Source organism: Leifsonia sp. Soil_N53, assembly GCF_057655165.1.
On record NZ_JBDGMM010000064.1, the window covers coordinates 1 to 21,681 of the forward strand.

Genomic DNA, 21,681 nt, shown 5'->3' on the forward strand with positions numbered 1-21,681 from the left:
CGCCGTCGCGGCCACCGGCGTGTGGGCGCGGGCGGGAGTGCGGCGCGGCCCGCTGGCGCCGCTGGTGCGCGCGGCGGTCGAGCCGGTGTGCGACGGGTACGCGACGGTATTCGCGTCCGAATAGCGTCGATCACCCGATAGAATGGTGCGAACGACATCGACCCGGCCATCACCGGCGAGTCTTCGGAAGAACGGCGGGCACTCGCCCGCTCACTAGAACCGAACGGGGCAGGCCCGTCACAGCCGCAGAATGAGAGGCCGCATCCGGCGCCGACGGCGGATGGGGCAAGCGGGGTGGTACCGCGACGGGGGTGCGAGCGTCCGGCGTCCTCGTGCAGATCACGACCTGCCAGGAGAGAGATGCCGTACCCCAAGTCCGCACCGGATGGAGCCAGCGAGCCCACGGGGCGGGAGTCGCTGGACATCACGCCGTCTCCGGTCTTCCCGGAGATCGAGACCGACGTCCTCGCCTTCTGGGCGGAGGACGGCACTTTCCGCGCCTCGGTGGCGAACCGCGAGGGCGCGCCCGAGTGGGTCTTCTACGACGGCCCGCCGTTCGCCAACGGCCTTCCGCACTACGGCCACCTGCTGACCGGGTACGCCAAGGACGTCTTCCCGCGCTTCCAGACGATGCGCGGCAGGAAGGTCGAGCGCCGGTTCGGCTGGGACACCCACGGCCTCCCCGCCGAGCTCGAGGCCGAGCGGCAGCTCGGGATCACGGACAAGAGCCAGATCGAGGAGATGGGGCTGGCCGCCTTCAACCAGGCCGCGAAGGACTCCGTGCTGCGCTACACGCGCGAGTGGCAGGAGTACGTCACCCGCCAGGCGCGCTGGGTCGACTTCGACAACGACTACAAGACGCTCGACACCTCCTACATGGAGTCGGTGATCTGGGCGTTCAAGCAGCTCCACGAGAAGGGCCTCGCCTACGAGGGCCACCGCGTCCTCCCGTACTGCTGGCGCGACCAGACGCCGCTGTCCAACCACGAGCTGCGCATGGACGACGACGTCTACAAGATGCGCCAGGACCAGACGGTCACCGTCACCTTCCCGCTGACCGGCGCGAAGGCGGAGGCCCTCGGCCTGACCGGCGTACGCGCCCTCGCCTGGACGACGACGCCGTGGACGCTGCCCACCAACCTCGCTCTCGTGGTCGGCCCCGACATCGAGTACGCCGTCGTGCCGGCCGGCCCGAACGGCGCGGCCGACGTGCACGGGCGGACCGGCGGAGGGCACGGCGCCGAGCTCCACGAGGAGTCGCTGAGCGGCGAGTACCTGCTCGCCGTCGACCTGGTCGGCAACTACGCGAAGGACCTCGGCTACGGCTCGCCGGAGGCGGCGCGCGACGCGGTCAGCCGCACCGTGCGCGGCAGCGAGCTCGCCGGCGTCACCTACGACCGGCTGTGGGACTACTACGCCGACACCGAGAAGTACGGCACGCAGAACGCGTGGCAGATCCTCGTCGACGACTATGTGACCACCGAGGACGGCACGGGCATCGTCCACCAGGCCCCCGCCTACGGCGAGGACGACCAGCGCGTCTGCGAGGCCGCCGGCATCCCGGTCATCATCTCGGTGGACGACGGCGCGCGGTTCCTGGCCGAGGTGCAGGACGTCGCAGGCCTCCAGGTCTTCGAGGCGAACAAGCCGCTCACGACGCTGCTGCGCGAGGACGGCCGGCTGCTGCGCCAGGCGAGCTACGAGCACTCGTACCCGCACTGCTGGCGCTGCCGCAACCCGCTGATCTACAAGGCGGTGTCGAGCTGGTTCGTGCGCGTGACGGACTTCCGCGACCGCATGGTCGAGCTGAACCAGGGCATCAACTGGGTGCCGGACAACGTCAAGGACGGCCAGTTCGGCAAGTGGCTCGCCGGCGCCCGCGACTGGTCGGTGTCCCGCAACCGCTACTTCGGCTCGCCCATCCCGGTCTGGAAGAGCGACGATCCGGACTTCCCGCGCGTCGACGTGTACGGCTCGCTGGCGGACCTGGAGCGTGACTTCGGGAGGCTGCCGGTCAATGCCGCGGGCGAGCCCGACCTCCACCGCCCGTTCATCGACGAGCTCACCCGGCCGAATCCCGACGACCCGACCGGCCGGTCCACCATGCGCCGCATCCCGGACGTGCTCGACGTCTGGTTCGACTCCGGCTCGATGCCGTTCGCGCAGGTGCACTACCCGTTCGAGAACCACGACTGGTTCGACAGCCACAACCCGGCAGACTTCATCGTGGAGTACATCGGGCAGACCCGCGGCTGGTTCTACCTGCTGCACACGCTCGGCACCGCGCTGTTCGACCGCGCCGCGTTCAAGAACGTCGTCTCGCACGGCATCGTGCTGGGCAGCGACGGTCAGAAGATGTCGAAGTCGCTGCGCAACTATCCCGACGTCAACGAGGTCTTCGACCGCGACGGCTCCGACGCGATGCGCTGGTTCCTGATGTCGAGCCCTGTGCTGCGCGGCGGCAACCTCATCGTCACGGAGGAGGGCATCCGCGAGGGCGTCCGCCAGGTGCTGCTGCCGCTGTGGAGCACGTGGTACTTCTTCTCGCTCTACGCCAACGCGACCGGCTACGAGGCGAAGCGCTCGACCTCGTCCACCGACGTGCTCGACCGCTACCTGCTCGCCAAGACGCGCGACCTGGTGGAGGCCGTCACGGCCGACCTGGAGGGGCTCGACTCGACGCTCGCCGCCGCCAAGCTGCGCGACTTCGCCGACGTGCTCACGAACTGGTACGTGCGTCGCTCGCGCGACCGGTTCTGGACGGGTGTGGCCGAGGACGGCACAGGGTCCGAGGCGTTCGACACCCTCGCCACGGTGCTGGAGACCCTCACCCGGGTCGCCGCCCCGCTGCTCCCGCTGGTGTCCGAGCGCATCTGGAAGGACCTCACCGGAGGCCGCAGCGTGCACCTCACCGACTGGCCGGAGGCGGACGAGTTCCCCGCCGACGACGCGCTCGTGGACGCGATGGACCGCATCCGCGCGATCAGCTCCACCGCGCTCTCGCTGCGCAAGCAGTCGGGCCGCCGGGTGCGGCTCCCGCTCGCATCGCTGACCGTGGTCACGAGCGGCGCGGACGCGCTGCGGCCGTTCGAGGCGATCCTGCGCGACGAGCTCAACGTCAAGGCGGTCGAGCTGGTCGAGCTCGCGGACGACAGCGCCACGGCCTACGGCATCACCAGCAAGCTCACCGTGAACGCCCGCGCCGCCGGACCGCGGCTCGGCAAGCAGGTGCAGCAGGTCATCCAGGCCGCGCGCGCCGGCGACTGGTCGGAGCACGACGGAGTCGTTACCGTGGGCGGCGTGGAGCTGGTCGAGGGCGAGTACGAGCTGGTCCTGGAGACCGCGCAGTCCGACGACGAGGCGACCTCGGCGCTCGCGCTGCTGCCCGGCGGCGGCTTCGTGCTGCTCGACACGGCCACGACCCCCGAGTTGGAGGCCGAGGGCCTGGCCCGCGACGTCATCCGCGCGGTGCAGGACACCCGCAAGGCGGCCGGGCTCGACGTGAGCGACCGGATCGAGCTGAGCGTCGCGTTCGAGCACGAGGACGACGTTGCGGCCATCGCCCTCGCCGGCGAGGCCGTGGACATCGCGGCCGAGACACTGGCGCTGGAGTTCGAGTTCGTCTCGGCGGGCGACCGCAACGGCGGCGACCGCGACGACAGCGACGACTTCAGCAAGGACTTCGCCGCGGGACTGTTCGCGAACGCGGGCCGGTTCACGGTCGGCGTGACGAAGGTGGAGGCCTCCCGATGACCGACGACGACGAACTGCGCGAAGACGCCGAGGCCGTCTACCAGGCGCTGCTCGCCCGCGTCGGCGAGGGCGCCCCCGAGCGCCGGCTCGACGCGACCCGCCGTGCCGTCGAGCTGCTCGGCGACCCGCAGCGCGCCTACCCGATCATCCACATCACCGGCACGAACGGGAAGACCTCCACCAGCCGGATCGCGGAGAGCATCCTGCGCGCCTACGGCCTGCGCACCGGCCTGCTGACCAGCCCGCACCTGGTGCGCTTCAACGAGCGCATCATGATCGACGGCGTGCCGATCTCCGACGAGGCGCTCGTGAGCAACTGGGCGGACGTGCGCCCCTACCTGGAGATCGTCGACGCCGAGCTGCAGGAGCAGGGCAAGGCGCCGCTCACCTTCTTCGAGGCGCTGACCGCGCTGGCCTTCGCCGCCTTCGCGGACGCTCCGGTCGACGTGGCCGTGATCGAGGTGGGCATGGGCGGGGAGTGGGACTCCACCAACGTCGGCGACGGCCAGGTGGCGGTGTTCACGCCCATCTCGCTCGACCACACCAAGCAGCTCGGCGACACCGTCCGCGAGATCGCGCGCACCAAGTCGGGCATCATCAAGCCGTCCGCCGACGTCGTGAGCTCGGCCCAGGTCCCGGAGGCCATGGCCGAGCTCGAGGAGGCCGCCCGGCTGACCGAGTCCACCCTCGCCGCACAGCCGCAGGCGTTCGACGTCGCGAGCACGCAGGTCGCCGTGGGCGGCCAGCTCGTGACCGTGCGCGGCCGCGCGGCGACCTACGCGGACGTCTTCCTCCCGCTCTACGGCGACCACCAGGCCCAGAACGCCGCGGTCGCGGTGGCGGCCGTCGAGACGTTCCTCGGGCGCGGGACCCAGCCGCTGAAGCCCGACCTGGTCGAGGAGGGCTTCGCGACCGCGACCTCGCCCGGACGCCTCCAGCTGATCGGCATCGAGCCGAGCGTCCTCGTGGACGCCGCGCACAACCCCGCGGGCGCCGCGACGCTGGCCGACGCGCTCGGCCGGTACTTCGACTTCGACGAGCTGACCTTCGTCGTCGGCAGCCTGGGCGACAAGGACGCCCGCGGAGTCATCCGCGCCCTCACCCCGGTGGCGACGCAGTTCTTCGTGACGGAGCCGGCGTCCGACCGCGCCCTGCCCGCGGAGGACCTCGGCGACATCGTCCGCGAGGAGGCCGGCGACGAAGCGGCCATCGTCTACTCCGACGCGCTCGACGCGTTGGAGGCCGCCCGCGAGTGGGCGGGCGAGGAGCCGCGCCGCGCGGTCGTCGTCACCGGCTCGATCGTGCTGGTCGGAGCTGCGATGGCGTACGCCGACGAGCAGGGCTGGAAGGACGCGAACGCGTGAGCGCCAAGGCCAAGCCGCCGCGCACCCGCCGGCAGCGCTCCCTGCGCGAGAGCCTCGGCTCCATCGTGCTCGGCTTCGAGCTCATCGTCGTCTTCCTCGGCGCCCTGGTGCTCTTCGGGCTCAAGGCCTTGCCGGCGTGGCTCGCACTCGGCGGGGGAGCGCTCGTAGTCGTGCTGATGATCGCGGCCATCGGACTCCTGCGCTACCGGGCCGGCGTCGTCCTGGGCTGGATCGTCCAGCTCCTCGTCGTCGCGGCCGGCTTCCTCCAGCCCGCCTTCTTCATCGTGGGGGCGATCTTCACGGCCATGTGGACCTACAGCATGATCGTCGCCTCCCGCATCGACCGGAACAACACGGACCGGAACAACATCGACCGGAACAACCGAACGGAGACCAGATGACCACCGCCGTCGAAGAGACCCTCGTCCTCGTCAAGCCCGACGGAGTCGCCCGCAACCTCACGGGCGAGATCCTGCGCCGCATCGAGGCCAAGGGCTACTCGCTCGTCGACATCCGCATGCTGCAGGCCGACCGGGAGCTGCTGGCCAAGCACTACGCCGAGCACGAGGGCAAGCCGTTCTACGAGCCCCTCGTGGAGTTCATGGAGTCCGGGCCCGTCGTCGCGCTGCGCGTCGCGGGGAACCGCGTGATCGAGGGCTTCCGCTCGCTCGCGGGCGCGACCGACCCGACCACGGCGCTGCCCGGCACCATCCGCGGCGACCTCGCGCGCGACTGGGGACTGAAGGTACAGCAGAACCTGGTGCACGGGTCCGACTCGCCGGAGTCCGCGCAGCGCGAGCTGACGCTCTGGTTCGGCTGAACGCCGGACGCTGACGACGAGAACGGCCCCCGACCGGATGGTCGGGGGCCGTTCTTCGTCCGCGCGGCCGGGCTCAGACGAACGCCCGGTGGATCCAGTCCAGCTGGATCTGCGCCAGCACCGCGACGATCGCGTAGCTGACGATGGTGATGAGGGGGACCCAGCTGTAGAGCGTGCCGAAGAGGCGCCGCGCACGCTCGGGCACGGGGATGTTGCCCTCCTTGAGGTTGTAGAGGGTCACCGCCCAGAACGTCGGGATGGTGACCGTCCAGGTGACCATGCACCAGGGGCAGAGCACGTTCAGCACCGTCAGCGACTGGGTGATGAGGAAGATCACCAGGACCAGCGCGAGCACGACGCCGACGTTGAAGGCGATCCAGTACCAGCGGGCGAACCGGCCGGCGGCGAACAGGCCGACACCGACCGCGATGGCCGCCGTCCACCCGGCCAGGCCGAGGAGCGGGTTCGGGAAGCCGAGCAGCGAGCCCTGCCACGAGTTCAGGTTCTTGCTGCAGCCGACGAGGACGTTGAAGTTGCAGGAGAGCTGGGCGTGCGAGTCGGCGAGCAGGTGGAACTTGTCCACGGTCAGCATGAATGCGGCCCAGAAGCCGATGAGACCCGCGACGATCAGGAAGATCGCGAGAGCAGTGGGACGGCGGTAGCCGACCGGGGCGGCCTCGGTCGTCGGGGCGGTGGGCGCGGTCTTCGAGGCGGGCGGGGTCTTCGAGGCAGGCACAGTCGGATTATGGCATGTCGCGGCGCGCCCCTTCTGTGAACGCGGATTGCGCCGGTCGAGGCCCTGCGACATGCGATAATCGTTGGATAAGTCGTACCGGCAGCATGCCGGGAGACACGAACAGAAGGCTTGAGGGCGCCAGGTGCGCCCGAATGAACAGCCGGCCGCGATGGCCGGCACAAGACAAGGGAGAGCCGGACGCAGGTGCCACGAGCACCCGCAGTCCGAGCCAGGATTACGGCAGGTGCCGCGAGCGGCGCCTCCGACGGAGAGTACCCGGCGAGCGGGTTGCCGCCACCGGTCGAGGAGTGCACCAGCGATGGTGGAAAACGAGAATATCGACAGCACGAACAGCAACGATCAGGGAACAGGGGGCCGCAGACGCCGGGGGATCTTCGGCAGCAGGCGGGTCAGCCGTCCTGCGGGCACCGCTGAGACGCCCGTGTTCGCGGGTGAGCGTGAGATCGCCGCGCAGCAGGTCGTCGCTGAGCAGGCCGACGCCGCGCCGTCGGCCGATCCGGCGACCGCAGCGCCGACCGACGTGACGGTCGCCGTCACCGAGGAGGGTGCGGAGACCGCGCAGTCCGCGGTCGACGTCGCCACGCTCGCCGCCGACGGCCACGAGCCGCCCGCCCTGCCCGAGCGCCACGGCGACGGTCAGGAGGCGCCAGGCGCCGTGATCCCGGGCCTCCCGCCGACCACGCTGCTCTTCCAGGCGCCCGACATCCTGCCGCTGCCACCGCTCCCGGATGAGGAGCCGACCGCCACGCTGCGCCGTCGCTCGCGCCGCCGCGCGGGCGAGAACGGCCGCCCGGAGGCCAACGACCCGGCGAACACCGTCGTCAAGGTGCGTACGCCGCGCGAGCCGGAGCTGATCACGGAGCCGCAGAAGGTCAAGGGCTCGACCCGGCTGGAGGCCAAGAAGCAGCGCCGCCGCGACGGCCGCGACGCCGGACGCCGCCGCCCGGTCATCACCGAGGCCGAGTTCCTCGCGCGCCGCGAGTCCGTCGACCGGCAGATGGTCGTGCGCTCCAAGGGCGGCCGCATCCAGATCGGCGTCCTCGAGGACAAGGTGCTTGTCGAGCACTACGTGGCGCGGTCGCAGGAGGCCTCGCTGATCGGCAACGTCTACCTCGGTCGCGTGCAGAACGTGCTGCCGAGCATGGAGGCCGCCTTCGTCGACATCGGCCGCGGCCGTAACGCCGTGCTGTACTCGGGTGAGGTCGACTGGGACGCCGTGGAGACCGGAAACCAGCCGCGCCGCATCGAGCTCGCCCTCAAGGCGGGCGACCGCGTGCTCGTCCAGGTCACGAAGGACCCGGTCGGCCACAAGGGCGCGCGCCTGACGAGCCAGATCTCGCTGCCCGGCCGCTACCTGGTGTACGTGCCGAACGGCTCGATGAACGGGATCAGCCGCAAGCTGCCCGACACCGAGCGCTCGCGGCTCAAGAAGATCCTCAAGGAGGTGCTGCCCGAGAACGCCGGCGTCATCGTCCGCACGGCCGCGGAGGGCGCCACCGAGGAGCAGCTCACCCTCGACGTCACCCGCCTCACCGCGCAGTGGGCGGACATCAGCCGTCAGGTCGAGACGCAGCAGGCGCCCGCGCTCCTGCACAGCGAGCCCGACCTCCTGATCAAGATCATCCGCGACGTCTTCAACGAGGACTTCCAGAAGCTGGTCATCGCCGGTGACGACGCGCGCCAGACGATCGAGAGCTACCTGCGCCAGGTGGCGCCCGACCTGATCGACCGCGTGGAGGCCTACACCGGCGACCGCGACGCGTTCGACGAGCACCGCATCACCGAGCAGATCGAGAAAGCGCTCGAGCGCAAGGTCTGGCTGCCCTCCGGCGGTTCGCTGGTCATCGACCGCACCGAGGCGATGACGGTCGTGGACGTCAACACCGGCAAGTTCGTCGGCTCGGGCGGAAACCTCGAGGAGACCGTCACCAAGAACAACCTGGAGGCGGCCGAGGAGATCGTCCGCCAGCTCCGGCTGCGCGACATCGGCGGCATCATCGTCGTCGACTTCATCGACATGGTGCTGGAGTCGAACCGCGACCTGGTGCTGCGCCGCCTGATCGAGTGCCTGAGTCGCGACCGCACCAAGCACCAGGTGGCGGAGGTCACCTCGCTGGGGCTCGTCCAGATGACCCGCAAGAAGCTCGGCCTCGGCCTGCTGGAGACCTTCAGCGAGGCGTGCGAGGTCTGCGCCGGCCGCGGCGTGATCGTGCACCACGACCCCGTCGTCAAGCACCGCCAGCCGCAGCAGCAGCAGCCGCAGAGCGAGCGCCGTCGCGGTCGTGGCAGCGGCAACGGCGGCGGACAGCAGCAGCAGTCGAGCGCGCCGCACACCAACGGCACGCACGCGATCACCGACGACGCCAAGAACGCGCTCGCCCAGATCGCGGCCTCGACGATCCACCCGCACCAGGAGGAGGGGGCAGACGCTCCCGCCGCCGTGCAGCCGCAGGAGGCCGTGACGGAGGCGCCCGCCGCCGACGCGGCGCCCAAGAAGCGCCGCCGCAAGGCCAAGGGCCCGCGCGACGAGCAGCGCACGACGGACGCGCAGACCGCCGAGGCGCCCGCGGCCGCGGCTGAGACCGCCGTCGCAGCGCCGGCCGCCGACGAGCACCCGCACCTGGACTTCCCGGTGATCGAGCTGCCCGAGGCCCACGCGCCTGCCGAGCACGCCCCTGTCGCGTCGGCCGTGGAGACCGAGCTGCTGCTCGACTCCGTGCTCGACGCGCTTCCGCAGCCGAAGGCGCCGGGTCAGGGCCGCAGCCGCGGCCGCCGGGCGAGCACGGCCGTCATCACCGGCGGCGAGCTCGCCGGCGACAAGCAGGACTGAGCAGGACGCCCGATCAACGCGCGTGCGCCCGGCACCGACCCTCGGTCAGTGCCGGCGCACGCGGTCGCGCGCCCGGACGCGCAGCCCGCTGGCGATCAGCCGGGAGACCAGCTCCTTGCCGCTGACCGGCACGGCTCCGGCGGCCACGAGCTCGTCGTGGCGGCGCTCCGGCACGTCGTAGTGGTCGAGGTCGAACGCGCGGGCCGGGATGTCCGCCGCGGCGGCGAAGGCGTGCAGCTCGTCCAGCGACGCGTCGCTGACCAGGTGCGACCACAACATGCCGTGGGCGGGCCATGCCGGGGGATCGATCAGGACCGTCATAGAATGATTGTAGGAACCGGTCCCGTCCAGGGTTCCGGTCGGTCCCGACGCCCCCTCGCTGAATTGACGGGTCGTGTGGCGTCGGGTAAAGTTGACCGTTGGTGTGTGCCGGTAGCCCGGTGCACCTCCACGGTTTTCTGAGAGCCACCCGCCGCCATCGACGGGGACGTGCTCGCCAGTAACTCCCTGAACAAACAAGAGCAGGACAGATCCACGGCCATGCCGGGAGCTGATCCCCGACGAAAAGGTACGTGAAAGTGGTTTACGCAGTTGTGCGCGCCGGTGGCCGGCAGGAGAAGGTCGAGGTCGGCACCATCGTGACGATGGACCGCATCAAGGCCGACAAGGACGGCAACGTCGAGTTGGCCGCCGTCCTGCTCGTCGACGGAGACAAGATCACCTCCGACGCGAAGTCCCTCGCCAAGGTGAAGGTGACCGCCGAGGTCCTCGACGACCTGCGCGGCCCGAAGATCCACATCCAGAAGTTCAAGAACAAGACCGGCTACAAGAAGCGCCAGGGCCACCGTCAGGAGCTCACGCGCGTCAAGATCACCGGCATCAAGTAGCCGACAGAGAACCTCTCGAGGAGAAGAAGACATGGCACACAAAAAGGGCGCGAGCTCCACTCGCAACGGTCGTGACTCCAACGCGCAGCGCCTCGGCGTGAAGCGTTTCGGCGGCCAGACCGTCAACGCCGGCGAGATCCTGGTCCGCCAGCGCGGCACGCACTTCCACCCGGGCGCCAACGTCGGCCGCGGTGGCGACGACACGCTGTTCGCCCTCTCGGCCGGCGCGGTCGAGTTCGGCACCAAGGGCGGCCGCAAGGTCGTCAACATCGTGGCCGTCGAGGCCTGAGCCTCACCCACGACTGCACTTCACGGATGGGCGGGCTTCGGCCCGCCCATCCGTCGTTATACCCAGACCTGAGGAGTACCCATGGCCACGTTCGTGGACCGCGTGACATTGCATCTGCGCGCGGGCAACGGCGGAAACGGGTGCGTCTCGGTCCGCCGCGAGAAGTTCAAGCCGCTCGCCGGCCCCGACGGCGGCAACGGCGGGAACGGCGGCGACATCGTGCTCGTGGCCGACCCGCAGGTCACCACGCTGCTCGGCTACCACCGCGCACCGCACCGTTCCAGCGAGAACGGCGGCTTCGGGATGGGCGACCACCGCGCCGGCCACACCGGCGGCGAGCTGGAGCTCGCCGTCCCGGTCGGCACGGTCGTCAAGTCGGCCGACGGCGAGGAGCTCGTCGACCTGACCGAGCCCGGCATGCGCTTCGTCGCGGCCGCCGGCGGCCTCGGCGGTCTCGGAAACGCCGCGCTCGCCACCACCAAGCGCAAGGCGCCCGGGTTCGCGCTGCTCGGCACGCCCGGCTGGGAGGGCGACGTCCTCCTCGAGCTGAAGACCGTCGCCGATGTCGCCCTCGTCGGCTATCCCTCTGCCGGCAAGTCGAGCCTGATCGCCGCGCTGTCGGCGGCCAAGCCGAAGATCGCGGACTACCCCTTCACGACACTGCACCCGAACCTCGGTGTCGTGCAGGCCGGCGACGTGCGCTACACGGTCGCGGACGTCCCCGGCCTCATCGAGGGCGCGAGCGAGGGCCGCGGCCTGGGCCTGGAGTTCCTGCGCCACGTCGAGCGCTGCTCCGCCCTGCTGCACGTGCTCGACTGCGCCACGCTGGAGCCCGGCCGCGACCCGCTGACCGACCTGGAGGTCATCCGCGGCGAGCTCGGCGCGTACCCGGTGCCCGAGGGTCAGGTGCCGCTGCTGGAGCGCCCGCAGCTCATCGCGCTCAACAAGATCGACGTCCCAGAGGGCCGGGAGCTGGCCGACTTCGTCCGTCCGGACCTGGAGGCGCGCGGCTACCGCGTGTTCGAGATCTCCAGCGTCAGCCACGAGGGCCTGCGCGCGCTGTCGTTCGCGCTGGCCGAGCAGGTCGAGGAGGCCCGCGCCGCTGAGGCGGCCGAGGCGGAGATCCGTCCGCGCATCGTCATCCGGCCCAAGGCCGTGAACGACTCCGGCTTCACCGTCAAGGTCGAGGGCGGCTCGGACGGCCCCGTCTACCGCATCCTGGGCGCGAAGCCCGAGCGCTGGGTCGCCCAGACCGACTTCGCCAACGACGAGGCGGTCGGCTACCTCGCCGACCGGCTCGCCAAACTGGGCGTCGAGGACCGCCTGTTCACCGCGGGCGCCGTCGCCGGCTCGACCGTCGTGATCGGCCGCGACAACGGCGTGGTGTTCGACTGGGAGCCCACGCTGACCTCCACGGCCGAGCTGATCGCCTCGCCGCGCGGCACGGACGTGCGCATCGACGCGAGCTCGCGCCCCACCCGCAACCAGCGACGCGAGGACTACTTCGACCGGATGGACGGCAAGGCCGAGGCCCGCGCCGAACTCCTCCGCGAGAAGGAGGCCGGGCTCTGGCAGGACGACGACTACGACGACTACGACGGCCAGGACTCCGGCTCCCGGAGCGCGGCAGGCAAGGAGACAGGCGGGGAATGACGATCGACGAGCGCGCCCAGGTCCCGACCGCACGACGGATCGTCGTCAAGGTCGGCTCGTCCTCCATCAGCGGGGAGAACGCCGGGCAGATCGGTCCGCTCGTCGACGCCCTCGCCGAGGCGCACGGCCGCGGCTCGCAGGTCATCCTGGTGTCGTCCGGTGCGATCGCCACCGGCATCCCATACCTGTCGCTGGACGGGCGCCCGACCGACCTGGCCACGCAGCAGGCCGCGGCCGCCGTCGGCCAGAACGTCCTGATCTACCGGTATCAGGACAGCCTCGACCGCTATGAGATCGTCGCGGGGCAGGTGCTGCTCACCGCGGGCGACATGGAGAACCCGACCCACCGCAGCAACGCCAAGCGCGCGATGGAGCGACTGCTCGACCTCCGCATCCTGCCCATCGTCAACGAGAACGACACCGTCGCGACCCACGAGATCCGGTTCGGCGACAACGACCGGCTCGCCGCGCTGGTCGCGCTGCTGGTGGAGGCGGACCTCCTCGTCCTGCTCTCGGACGTCGACGCGCTCTACACCAAGCCGCCGCAGGAGCCGGGAGCCGAGCGCATCGGCTTCGTCGGCTGGGGCGACGAGCTCGCGGGCGTCGAGATCGGCTCGACCGGCCTGTCCGGCGTCGGCACCGGGGGAGCGCTGACCAAGGTGTCGGCCGCCCGTCAGGCGGCCGAGCGCGGCACCGCCGTGATCCTCACCGCGACGACGCTGGTCTCGGAGGCGCTGCGCGGCGAGCCCGTCGGCACCTGGTTCGCGCCGTCGCCGAGCACGGAGGACGCCTCCGCGGCGGTGGATCGCGCCGAGGCCGAGCGGGCCGCCACGGCCTAGACTTGAGCCATGTCCCCGACCGTCGCCGCCCCTCCCTCGCTCGCCGATCGCCTGAGCGCCGCCAAGGCGGCCGCGCTGCCGCTCGCGACGGCGACCACGGAGCAGAAGAACGCGGCGCTGCGCGCGATCGCGCAGGGCGTCGTGGCTGCCGAGCGGAGCATCCTCGCGGCCAACGAGCTCGACCTCGCCAACGGCCGTGAGAACGGCCTCTCCGCAGGACTGCTCGACCGGCTGACGCTGTCCCCGGCACGACTCCGGGGCCTCGCGGACGCTGTGCTGGAGGTCGTCGGGCTGACCGACCCGGTCGGCCAGGTGGTGCGCGGCAGCGACCTCCCGAACGGCGTGAAGATCGCCCAGACCCGCGTGCCGTTCGGCGTGGTCGGCGCGATCTACGAGGCGCGCCCCAACGTCACCATCGACATCGCGTCGCTCGCGATCAAGAGCGGCAACGCCGTGGTGCTGCGCGGCGGCACCGCGGCTCTGCACACCAACGCGGTGCTGGTCGACGTCGTGCGCGAGGCACTGGCGGATGCCGGCCTGCCCGCCGACGCCGCCCAGACCATCGACGAGTTCGGCCGTGACGGCGCGAACGAGCTGATGCGCGCCCGCGGCCTGGTCGACGTGCTCATCCCGCGGGGAAGCGCCGACCTCATCCAGGCCGTCGTCACGCAGTCGAGCGTGCCGGTGATCGAGACCGGCGCGGGCGTCGTGCACATCGTGCTCGACGAGAGCGCGCGCGAGGACTGGGCGGTCGACATCGTCCGCAACGCCAAGGTCCAGCGTCCCAGCGTCTGCAACGCCGTCGAGACCCTGCTGGTGCACCGGAACGCGGCGGGGCGCCTGCTGCCCGCCGTGCTCGGCTCGCTCGCCGAGGCGGGCGTCACCATCCACGCCGACGAGACCGCGCTGCCCTTCGCGCCGGGCGGCGTCCCGGTCACCGACGAGGACTACGCGACGGAGCACATGAGCCTCGACATCTCGGTGCGGGTCGTCGACGACCTCGACGAGGCGATCGCCCACATCCGGCGGTACTCCACCCAGCACACCGAGGCGATCGTGACGAACGACCTCGGCAACGCGGAGCGCTTCCTCGCCGAGGTGGACTCGGCGGTCGTCATGGTCAACGCCTCCACCCGGTTCACCGACGGCGGCGAGTTCGGCTTCGGCGCGGAGGTCGGCATCTCCACCCAGAAGCTGCACGCGCGCGGCCCGATGGGGCTGCCGGAGCTGACGAGCACCAAGTGGATCGTCCGCGGGTCCGGCCAGATCCGCGGTTGACCGACCACTAGACTGAGAACCGGCCTCGCGCCTCGCCTCGAAAGGATCACCACCGATGTCCCAGTTGACGACCATCATCGCCGCGGCCGCGGCGGAGACCCACGTCGAGCTGCCCATGCCCACCTGGGCGTTCGGGCTGATCGCGATCGTCATCTTCCTGTCGCTGCTCGGTGTCCTGTTCAGCTTCCGCGACGTGTCCAACCGGCACAGCCACCGTTCGGCCACCGACGCCGCGTCGCACGCCGGAGCACCCGGCGCGACCCACCACGGCACCGGTCACCCGACCCAGGGGCACTGAGCCGGCCCCCACACATGGAGCTGACCGAGAAGAGCCGCCCACGCATCGGTGTGATGGGCGGGACGTTCGATCCGATCCACCACGGCCACCTGGTCGCCGCGAGCGAGGTCGCGCAGTCGTTCGACCTCGATGAGGTGGTCTTCGTCCCCACCGGGCAGCCGTGGCAGAAGGGCGCCGTCACGCCCGCGGAGCACCGCTACCTGATGACGGTGATCGCGACGGCCTCCAATCCCCGGTTCACCGTCAGCCGCGTCGACATCGACCGGGTGGGCCCGACCTACACGATAGACACCCTCCGGGATCTCCGCGACGAGCGCCCGGATGCGGAGCTCTTCTTCATCACGGGCGCCGACGCCATCGCGCAGATTCTGAGCTGGCGCGATTTCGACGAGCTCTGGAAGCTCGCGCATTTCGTGGCTGTGAGTCGTCCGGGACACGACCTCAATATTTCTGGATTGCCGAATCAGGACGTAAGCTTGTTGGAAGTTCCGGCCCTGGCGATCTCGTCCACCGACTGCCGGAGCCGGGTGAGCAGGGGATTCCCCGTCTGGTACCTCGTCCCTGACGGGGTGGTCCAGTACATCTCCAAACATCACTTGTATCGGAGCGTGGCATGACGTCTTGGCCTGAACAGCCAGCGGAAGCGAGCCAGCCGCCGCAGACGCGGCGACAGGCGAGAGAGAACGAGCGCACGGCGGCACGGCAAGCAGGACGCCGTGCCGGCACTTCCGAGACCACGCCCGCCGGGGAGATCCCCCTGACCTCGTCGACGCCCGGTGCCTCCGGCTCCGAGGCCTTTGTCGAGGAGCAGGCTCCGGCCATCCCCGCCACCGCGTTCGCGGAGCCCGGCGTTTCGTCGGGCGGCGGCAGCTTCGACAACCTGCTGTTCAGCGCGCCGAAGCGCACCGAGGTCGACCGCAACTCCGACGCCTCCTCGTTCGACCTGTTCCGGCAGGCGCCCGACACCTCCAAGCCAGAGCCCGTGACGCAGCCGATGTCGGTGCTGCCGGGTTCCTCGGCCGCGCCCGTGCGGGCGACGTCGCCCCAGTCCACGACCCTGCCCGCGCCCGCTTCGGATGCCGATTCCGCCGATCCGACCGGCGAGCGGACCCTGACCCGCCGCGAATTGCGCGCCATGCTGCAGGCGCAGGCCGCCAATCAGCAGGCGAACCACTCGCCGGCGCTGGCCGAGCCGATCGTCCCCGTGACGTTCACCGACAGCGCCGCGCCCGCCGGCTCCGCTCCGGTCTCGGCCGCTGCCGCCGCGCAGCAGGCCGACACGACCGTGACGTCGTCGCCGACCTCCGTGTTCACGGCATTCGGAGCGCAGCCCGCTGCCGCGCCGGCTGCCGCGTCACCCGAGCCGGACGACGAGGAGGACATCTCCGCTCAGGAGCGCCGTCCGTTCACCCCGCCGACCGGCCACTGGTCGACGGCGGCCGAGCTGGAGGACGGCGCCGAGCCGATCACCTCCCGCAACGTCGGGCATTCGACGGCCGCGACCACGACCAACGCGCTGATCCTCCCGTCGCTGCCGCAGGCCGACGCGACCGGCCCGTTGACGAGCACCGGCGAGATCCTCGTCACCGGCTCCATCGACCTCCCGCGCACGATGGGTGCGACGGGTGCGCACGACCGCATCGACTCCTCCGACATCGACCGGCTGCTCGACAGCGAGGAGAACGAGTTCAACACCTCCGAGGTCGCGCCGGTCCGCGCGTCGCGCGCCATCAGCACGCACACCTCCACGCGCGGTGTCATCGCCCCGCCGAAGAAGCGCGGCAACGCCCTCCCCGTGGTGCTCATGGTCACCGCGGGTGTGCTCGCCGTCGGTGTGATCGGCCTGCTGATCGCCGCGTACGTGCTCCACGTGTTCTGATGACCGGCGCCGGCTTCTCGATCCACCCACTTCCGAAGGACTCTCTGTGACCGCCTCCCCGCACGCCCGGGAAATCCTCCAGCTCGCGGCCGCCGCCGCCGACTCGAAGGGCGGCATCGACCTGGTGGCGCTCGACGTCTCCGGCCCGCTGCCCCTGACGGACGCGTTCCTGCTCGTGACCGGCTCGGTCGAGCGCAACGTGATCGCGATCGCGTCCGAGGTGGAGGACCAGCTCAACGAGGCCGGCGTCCGCACGCTGCGCCGCGAGGGCAAGGCGGAGGGCCGCTGGATCCTGCTCGACTTCGGCGACCTCGTGGTGCACGTCTTCCACGAGGAGGACCGGATGTACTACGCCCTCGAACGGCTCTGGAAGGACTGCCCGGTCCTGCCGCTCGAGGTCGCGGTGCACACCGGAGAGTAGGGGCGAGCGCACACGCCCGGGCTGCACGGCCGATTTACGCTGTGCCGCCCGCGTGTAGTACGCTTGATGAGTTGCCCGGGGAGGCCCGGCAACACGAACAAAAATCGAATACGGGTCTGTGGCGCAGCTGGTAGCGCACCTGCATGGCATGCAGGGGGTCAGGGGTTCGAGTCCCCTCAGATCCACCGAGAACAGGAAAAGCCCGGCCATTGGCCGGGCTTTTGTCTTGGTCACGCGACCGGGGCGCTGTGCCGCGACGTCGGCCTCGGACGACGGCGTCCGAAGACGATCACGGCCACGAGCGCCGCGACGTACACCGCCACCGCGGCGATGCCGAACGGAGTCCGGGCGGCGAGTGCGATTGTCCCGGCCACCGGAATCTGCCCCACGAAGCTGCCCACGCTGGTGACCACGTAGGGGAGTGGGTCCTTGGCGTCGTTGGCGTCGCCCTTCAGCCGCAGCGAGGTCACCTCGCCCTCCGTCGTCGCCTCCACGACCCGGTGGGTGATCAGGCCAGAGGCGCCGTCCTGCCGCGGTACGGTCACGATGTCACCCGGGCGTGCCTCCGCCGCCGGGACCGTGCGGTAGAAGATCAGCGAGCCGACCGGCAGCGTCGGCTCCATCGATCCCGAGATCACGACGACCGGGCGCACGCCCAGCACCGCGCAGACGGCGACGGTCACGATCGCGATCACACCGACGACAGCGGAGAACGTGAGCAGGGCCGAGCCGAGCCACTGCCAGAGGGAGCGGGGACGGTCGGAACGGTGCCGGTCACGGCGTCGACGCGCCATCGAACTCCACCTCCAGGGCGGTCTGGCCGCCGTTGTAGGCGGCGGTCTCGGGGCTGTCCACGTAGAAGAGCGTGACGGTGAGGTCGTGCCGGCTGCCGGCGGCCGCGTCGATCCAGGACCCACCATCGGCGAGTGCCGGGGCTCCTCGCGCCGGGAGGTGCCCGACCACTCCCGTCGCGTCGGCGACGGCCGCGCCCTGGCTGGGGTCGGTGGCGCTTCCGCCGACCAGCAGCTGCCCGGTCGTCGAGTCGACGACGGTGACCCGGATGAAGGGGGTGATGTTCGGACTGCCCGCGACCTGGCCGGTGCCGGCCGCATCGGCCGGCTTGACGGCGATGGTCACCGCCGCGGCGAGCAGCGGGCTGTTGTTCGCGACGCCCAGGTCGACCGTGATCGTGCGGCCGGGCACGAAGCCGTCGTCGCCCGGGATCGGCACCGTGACCCCCTCGCCCGGGCGTGCCTGCGCGACGGTCCCGTCCGGGAGGACGGAGAGGATGTCGAAGGTCGCTCCACCGAGGCCGTCCGATCCCGGGTTGAGGCGTCCCTGGTCGGTGAACGCGCTCACGGTCGGAACGACGGCGAAGAGCGTGGCGGTGACCGCCAGCGTGCCGGCGGCGACCAGGGCGGCTGCTTTCGATTTCTTCATCACTGTCCCGGGGGAATCATGGTCGTCAGGCCCTGGACCTGCGCCGTCGATGCGGTGTTGGACGCCCAGCTGTTGATGATCGAGTTGTACGTGTTGTTGTTGCCGCCTGCGGTGCCGCCTCCCCAGGAGACGAACGAGCCGCCCGTGTTCAACGCCGTCCCGGAGTAGCAGAACGCGCCGACGGCGGTGACGCTGTTGAGCGGAGCGATCGGCGTCGGCGTGATGACGTTCGTGGTCGACGCCGCGCCCGAGTTGGGGTCGGGTCCGCGCCCGAAGGAGTAGCGGCCGTAGACGTAGACCTGTCCGGAGGCGCCCAACACCAGGACGTAGTCCTGGCTCGGCGCGACCGCCTGAACCGGGTCGCCGTTCGGCATGAGCAGCGCGGTCGGCTGCGCACTGGCTGTGCCGTCCACGTATGCTCTGCCGGTCCCGTAGTTGGTCGCGTCTCCCCAGGTCACCATGTAGCCGCCCTCGAAGACGAGCTGGTTGCCGTAGTAGTGGCCGGTGAGGGATTTGATGGTGCACTGGTCGTCAGCGGAGCCCATGACGACACCGACCGTGTCGCATCCCTCCTGGGCGAAGAGCGACAGGAAGGTCGAGCGGACGGGCGTGTACTGATTGGCGCCGAGGTTGTCACCGGACGGGTCGGACGCGAACGAGGCCCCGGCGTTCGCCCACCCCCACCAGAACACCCCGGTGGTCTGGTCGTTCGAGTCGAGGTTCCCGCGGATCGCCCACCCGTTCCACATCCCCGCGCCGATGCTGTGCACGCCCGACATGATCAGGGACGGCGTCGGTGAGGACGCCGTCGCCGTGCCCTGGCCGGTTATCCCTCGCCCTTGGGGATTGCCCCAGGTGTAGAGGTCGCCGGTGCTGGTGAGCGCCATGAAGACGCCGGAGGAGGAGCGGAGGTCGACGACCGTCCCCGGGATCGAGACCGGCCCGGGCTGCGTGTACGGGATCGGTGCGGCCGGTCGCCCCATGACGTTGTTCGCGTTGGTGCCGCCCCAGGTGTAGACGATGCCGTCGTCGGAGAGCGCCGCCAGGCCGGTGTAGCTGCCGTTCGTCGGGTAGTAATTGTCGAGACTGGTGCCCGCGACCTTCACGATGTACCGGTTGTCCGGTCCGCTGTGGCCGGTGTTCGGCAGGACGACGGCGGTCGGCCGGGCGTTCGACGCGACGGTCGCCGCGCCGTTTCCGGCGAGGCCGTTGCCGCGGTAGCCCCACACCCACAGGGTCCCGTCGTCCTGGAGGGCGGTGGCTGTGTTGGCCAGGTACGTGTCGGTCGGGATCATCCGCGCCGGCTGCGTGAAGATCGGCGTCGTCAACGGCGACGTCTCCGCGCGTGCGGTGTCGGTGTAGGCCGCGGTGGTCGACGGTACGACGGCCACAGGGACGAACGCAACGGCGACGAGTGCGACGAGGCCTGCGGCACGGAGGGTTGTTCGCTTCACTGCTGTTCACCCGGCTTTCGGCGGCGGAGACGGAGCACGGCGCCGAGGGCGACGAGTGCGATGGGGAGACCGGCGCCGATCACCGAGAGCCCGGTGTCGGCGAGCGGGGGAGGCGGAGACTGCGGTTCGACCGAGCTGAGCCGGAGGGTGACGTCTGCGCTCAGCCCCTGGTAGGCGTCCCCGGCGGCCGCGGAGAGTGACACCTCGCCGGAGACGGTCTTCGCGCCCCCGCCTGCGACGGTGCCGATCGAGACGGGGGTGTCACCCAGCATCCGGCGCAGCGGGGTCGACGGGATCACGGTCGCGCCGTCGATGCTGACGCTGACCCGGAGCTCGTCGTCGAGTTGCGTCGCGGCTCCCGAGACGTCGACGACGCTGAGGTACACCGTCGACGTCGCGGAGGCGGGGTTCTGCACGGTGGTCGACCAGGGCGCGGAGTGTCCGGGGCCCGGCATCGGCACGGTCACCAGGTCGGCCGCGCTCGCGGGTGCGGTGGCCGGCAGCATGCCTCCCACGACGAGGAGCACGGCGGCGGCGATCCTCATGATGAGCTCCCGTCGAACTGGACGCCCAGCACGAGCGTGCGGTTGAAGACGTAGGGGTTGGCGACTGCGTGGGGTATGGTCACGGCCACGTCGATGGTCTTGGGGACGCCCTGGGTCCAGCCGGTGATGACGGGCGGCGTGGCGTTGATCGCCGCGGCGGTGGCCGCGGTCGCCACAGCGGTCCCGTCCACCTCGATCGTGTAGAGCGCGTAGTCGAACGGGTCGGCGCCGGGGCCGATGCCCCCGGGGTCGGTCGGTCGGCTGCCGGGGTAGGCGTTGTAGAGCGTGAGCTGCACCGGGCCGGTCGCGACCGTCGTGGTGACGACCTGCATGTCGACACGGGCCGGCGAGGTGAAGGTGACCGTGCCGCTCGCGGACGTGTCGAGCGCGAACGGGGTCGGTTCGCCCTCCTGGGTCGCCCCACCGGAGTCGAGGAACGCGATGTCGTACCCGCCGCCGACCGCGCCGCCCGTCCCGAGCTGCGGAGCCGACTGATCGGTGAATGCCGCGGAGGTCGTCTGGACGGCCGCCAGCGCGAGCGACAGGCTGAGCGCGAGGAGGCCGGACACGGCCAGCGCACGACGCGCGGTCACAGGTTCGCCCCCGTGAACATGAGCTGAATGGGCGTCGTCGCCCCCTTCACGGTCGTGGGCGCGTCGGCCGGCAGAGCGACCTCCACGTCCAGGACCCGGTCGGCGCCGGGTGCGGTCGGCCCGACGAGCGCGATGTCCGCCGCACCGGATGGCGGGACTGCGGCCGCGTACACGTGGCCTCCTTCGGAGATCGTGAAGCGCAACTCGGGGAACAGCGCGTTCCCGCTGGCCGGATCGACCAGGTGGACCCTGATCGCCCCGGCGAGCCGCGGACTGCTGTTGCGGACCGCGACGCGGGCCTGGACGGACGAACCGGGTTCCAGCACGGTGGCCGGCAGCGCGACGACGACCGGGTCGGGGCGGCCCTGCTGCCATTCGGCCGCGGTCGGCTCCCAGCCGGGCATGTCGCTGCCTGCCACCTGCAGATCGAAGGTGTTCTCGCGTCCGTCCAGCGCGACGGTGACGTCGGTCCAGTTCACTGTGCCTGCGGCGGTGACGGCGATCGCCGAGGCGACGCAGACTCCCAGCAGCGACAGTGCAGGACGACGCCACCGACGCGCCGACGGGGTGGATGGGGGCAT

22 protein-coding genes and 1 tRNA gene are annotated in these 21,681 nt (G+C 70.9%); 15 read left to right on the forward strand and 8 right to left on the reverse strand.

The window, feature by feature from the left end; translation table 11 throughout:
- Positions 1 to 360: 360 nt before the first annotated feature.
- Genes ileS through ndk form a run of 4 tightly spaced genes read left to right on the forward strand, consistent with a single transcriptional unit; the run spans position 361 to position 5,937 of the window.
- A complete protein-coding gene (gene ileS / locus AC3A3H_RS13540; RefSeq protein WP_487615075.1) occupies positions 361 to 3,753 on the forward strand; it encodes an isoleucine--tRNA ligase in 3,393 nt (1,130 codons plus the stop codon).
- Positions 3,750 to 5,117 carry a bifunctional folylpolyglutamate synthase/dihydrofolate synthase gene (locus tag AC3A3H_RS13545; RefSeq protein ID WP_487615076.1) on the forward strand — a complete coding sequence of 456 codons (1,368 nt, stop codon included), beginning with the start codon at positions 3,750 to 3,752 and terminating at the stop codon, positions 5,115 to 5,117. Before ileS ends, AC3A3H_RS13545 begins: the two co-directional genes overlap by 4 nt.
- Positions 5,114 to 5,518 carry a DUF4233 domain-containing protein gene (locus AC3A3H_RS13550; RefSeq protein WP_487615077.1) on the forward strand — a complete coding sequence of 135 codons (405 nt, stop codon included), beginning with the start codon at positions 5,114 to 5,116 and terminating at the stop codon, positions 5,516 to 5,518. The genes AC3A3H_RS13545 and AC3A3H_RS13550 overlap by 4 nt, the downstream gene beginning before the upstream one ends.
- A complete protein-coding gene (ndk, locus tag AC3A3H_RS13555; protein ID WP_487615078.1) occupies positions 5,515 to 5,937 on the forward strand; it encodes a nucleoside-diphosphate kinase in 423 nt (140 codons plus the stop codon). The genes AC3A3H_RS13550 and ndk overlap by 4 nt, the downstream gene beginning before the upstream one ends.
- A gap of 73 nt (positions 5,938 to 6,010) precedes the next feature.
- Here the strand turns inward: ndk and AC3A3H_RS13560 are convergent, their stop codons facing one another.
- Positions 6,011 to 6,574 carry a vitamin K epoxide reductase family protein gene (locus tag AC3A3H_RS13560; RefSeq protein ID WP_487615461.1) on the reverse strand — a complete coding sequence of 188 codons (564 nt, stop codon included), beginning with the start codon at positions 6,572 to 6,574 and terminating at the stop codon, positions 6,011 to 6,013.
- 418 nt (positions 6,575 to 6,992) lie between these two features.
- Here AC3A3H_RS13560 and AC3A3H_RS13565 point away from each other — a divergent pair, with 418 nt between their 5' ends.
- Positions 6,993 to 9,524, forward strand: coding sequence for an Rne/Rng family ribonuclease (locus tag AC3A3H_RS13565; RefSeq protein WP_487615079.1), 2,532 nt, complete (start codon positions 6,993 to 6,995; stop codon positions 9,522 to 9,524).
- Positions 9,525 to 9,569: 45 nt separating this feature from the next.
- Here the strand turns inward: AC3A3H_RS13565 and AC3A3H_RS13570 are convergent, their stop codons facing one another.
- Complete coding sequence (locus tag AC3A3H_RS13570) at positions 9,570 to 9,845, reverse strand: DUF4031 domain-containing protein (protein WP_487615080.1); 276 nt, start codon at positions 9,843 to 9,845, stop codon at positions 9,570 to 9,572.
- 257 nt (positions 9,846 to 10,102) lie between these two features.
- Here AC3A3H_RS13570 and rplU point away from each other — a divergent pair, with 257 nt between their 5' ends.
- From rplU to AC3A3H_RS13620, 10 genes are all read left to right on the forward strand, one after another.
- The gene (rplU, locus tag AC3A3H_RS13575) at positions 10,103 to 10,411 is read left to right on the forward strand and encodes a 50S ribosomal protein L21 (RefSeq protein WP_370053078.1); all 309 of its coding nucleotides are present in this window, start codon (positions 10,103 to 10,105) and stop codon (positions 10,409 to 10,411) included.
- 31 nt (positions 10,412 to 10,442) lie between these two features.
- Positions 10,443 to 10,700 carry a 50S ribosomal protein L27 gene (gene rpmA / locus AC3A3H_RS13580; protein ID WP_434317363.1) on the forward strand — a complete coding sequence of 86 codons (258 nt, stop codon included), beginning with the start codon at positions 10,443 to 10,445 and terminating at the stop codon, positions 10,698 to 10,700.
- Positions 10,701 to 10,781: 81 nt separating this feature from the next.
- Positions 10,782 to 12,353, forward strand: a complete 1,572-nt coding sequence (gene obgE / locus AC3A3H_RS13585; RefSeq protein WP_487615081.1) for a GTPase ObgE — start codon at positions 10,782 to 10,784, stop codon at positions 12,351 to 12,353.
- A complete protein-coding gene (gene proB / locus AC3A3H_RS13590; RefSeq protein ID WP_487615082.1) occupies positions 12,350 to 13,192 on the forward strand; it encodes a glutamate 5-kinase in 843 nt (280 codons plus the stop codon). The genes obgE and proB overlap by 4 nt, the downstream gene beginning before the upstream one ends.
- Positions 13,193 to 13,201: 9 nt before the next feature.
- Entirely contained in the window at positions 13,202 to 14,470 is a 1,269-nt protein-coding gene (locus AC3A3H_RS13595; RefSeq protein ID WP_487615083.1) for a glutamate-5-semialdehyde dehydrogenase, read from the forward strand.
- A 55-nt stretch (positions 14,471 to 14,525) separates the two neighbouring features.
- Entirely contained in the window at positions 14,526 to 14,768 is a 243-nt protein-coding gene (locus AC3A3H_RS13600; protein WP_487615084.1) for a hypothetical protein, read from the forward strand.
- Positions 14,769 to 14,782: 14 nt separating this feature from the next.
- Positions 14,783 to 15,385: a nicotinate-nucleotide adenylyltransferase gene (gene nadD / locus AC3A3H_RS13605; RefSeq protein ID WP_487615085.1), complete on the forward strand. Its 603-nt coding sequence runs from the start codon at positions 14,783 to 14,785 to the stop codon at positions 15,383 to 15,385.
- A complete protein-coding gene (locus AC3A3H_RS13610; protein WP_487615086.1) occupies positions 15,382 to 16,647 on the forward strand; it encodes a hypothetical protein in 1,266 nt (421 codons plus the stop codon). The genes nadD and AC3A3H_RS13610 overlap by 4 nt, the downstream gene beginning before the upstream one ends.
- Before the next feature lie 46 nt (positions 16,648 to 16,693).
- A complete protein-coding gene (rsfS, locus tag AC3A3H_RS13615; RefSeq protein WP_487615087.1) occupies positions 16,694 to 17,068 on the forward strand; it encodes a ribosome silencing factor in 375 nt (124 codons plus the stop codon).
- Positions 17,069 to 17,180: 112 nt separating this feature from the next.
- A tRNA-Ala gene (locus tag AC3A3H_RS13620) sits at positions 17,181 to 17,253 on the forward strand.
- 45 nt (positions 17,254 to 17,298) lie between these two features.
- On the opposite strand, the gene AC3A3H_RS13625 is transcribed toward AC3A3H_RS13620, so the two are convergent.
- The 6 genes from AC3A3H_RS13625 to AC3A3H_RS13650 are packed head-to-tail and all read right to left on the reverse strand — an operon-like array spanning position 17,299 to position 21,681.
- Positions 17,299 to 17,862: a signal peptidase I gene (locus AC3A3H_RS13625; RefSeq protein WP_487615088.1), complete on the reverse strand. Its 564-nt coding sequence runs from the start codon at positions 17,860 to 17,862 to the stop codon at positions 17,299 to 17,301.
- On the reverse strand, positions 17,843 to 18,508 hold the full coding sequence (locus tag AC3A3H_RS13630) for a hypothetical protein (protein ID WP_487615089.1): 666 nt from the start codon (positions 18,506 to 18,508) through the stop codon (positions 17,843 to 17,845). The genes AC3A3H_RS13625 and AC3A3H_RS13630 overlap by 20 nt, the downstream gene beginning before the upstream one ends.
- Positions 18,508 to 19,962: an RCC1 domain-containing protein gene (locus tag AC3A3H_RS13635; protein WP_487615090.1), complete on the reverse strand. Its 1,455-nt coding sequence runs from the start codon at positions 19,960 to 19,962 to the stop codon at positions 18,508 to 18,510. The genes AC3A3H_RS13630 and AC3A3H_RS13635 overlap by 1 nt, the downstream gene beginning before the upstream one ends.
- On the reverse strand, positions 19,959 to 20,507 hold the full coding sequence (locus AC3A3H_RS13640; RefSeq protein WP_487615091.1) for a hypothetical protein: 549 nt from the start codon (positions 20,505 to 20,507) through the stop codon (positions 19,959 to 19,961). The genes AC3A3H_RS13635 and AC3A3H_RS13640 overlap by 4 nt, the downstream gene beginning before the upstream one ends.
- Complete coding sequence (locus AC3A3H_RS13645; RefSeq protein ID WP_487615092.1) at positions 20,504 to 21,100, reverse strand: hypothetical protein; 597 nt, start codon at positions 21,098 to 21,100, stop codon at positions 20,504 to 20,506. Before AC3A3H_RS13645 ends, AC3A3H_RS13640 begins: the two co-directional genes overlap by 4 nt.
- Complete coding sequence (locus AC3A3H_RS13650; protein WP_487615093.1) at positions 21,097 to 21,681, reverse strand: hypothetical protein; 585 nt, start codon at positions 21,679 to 21,681, stop codon at positions 21,097 to 21,099. The genes AC3A3H_RS13645 and AC3A3H_RS13650 overlap by 4 nt, the downstream gene beginning before the upstream one ends.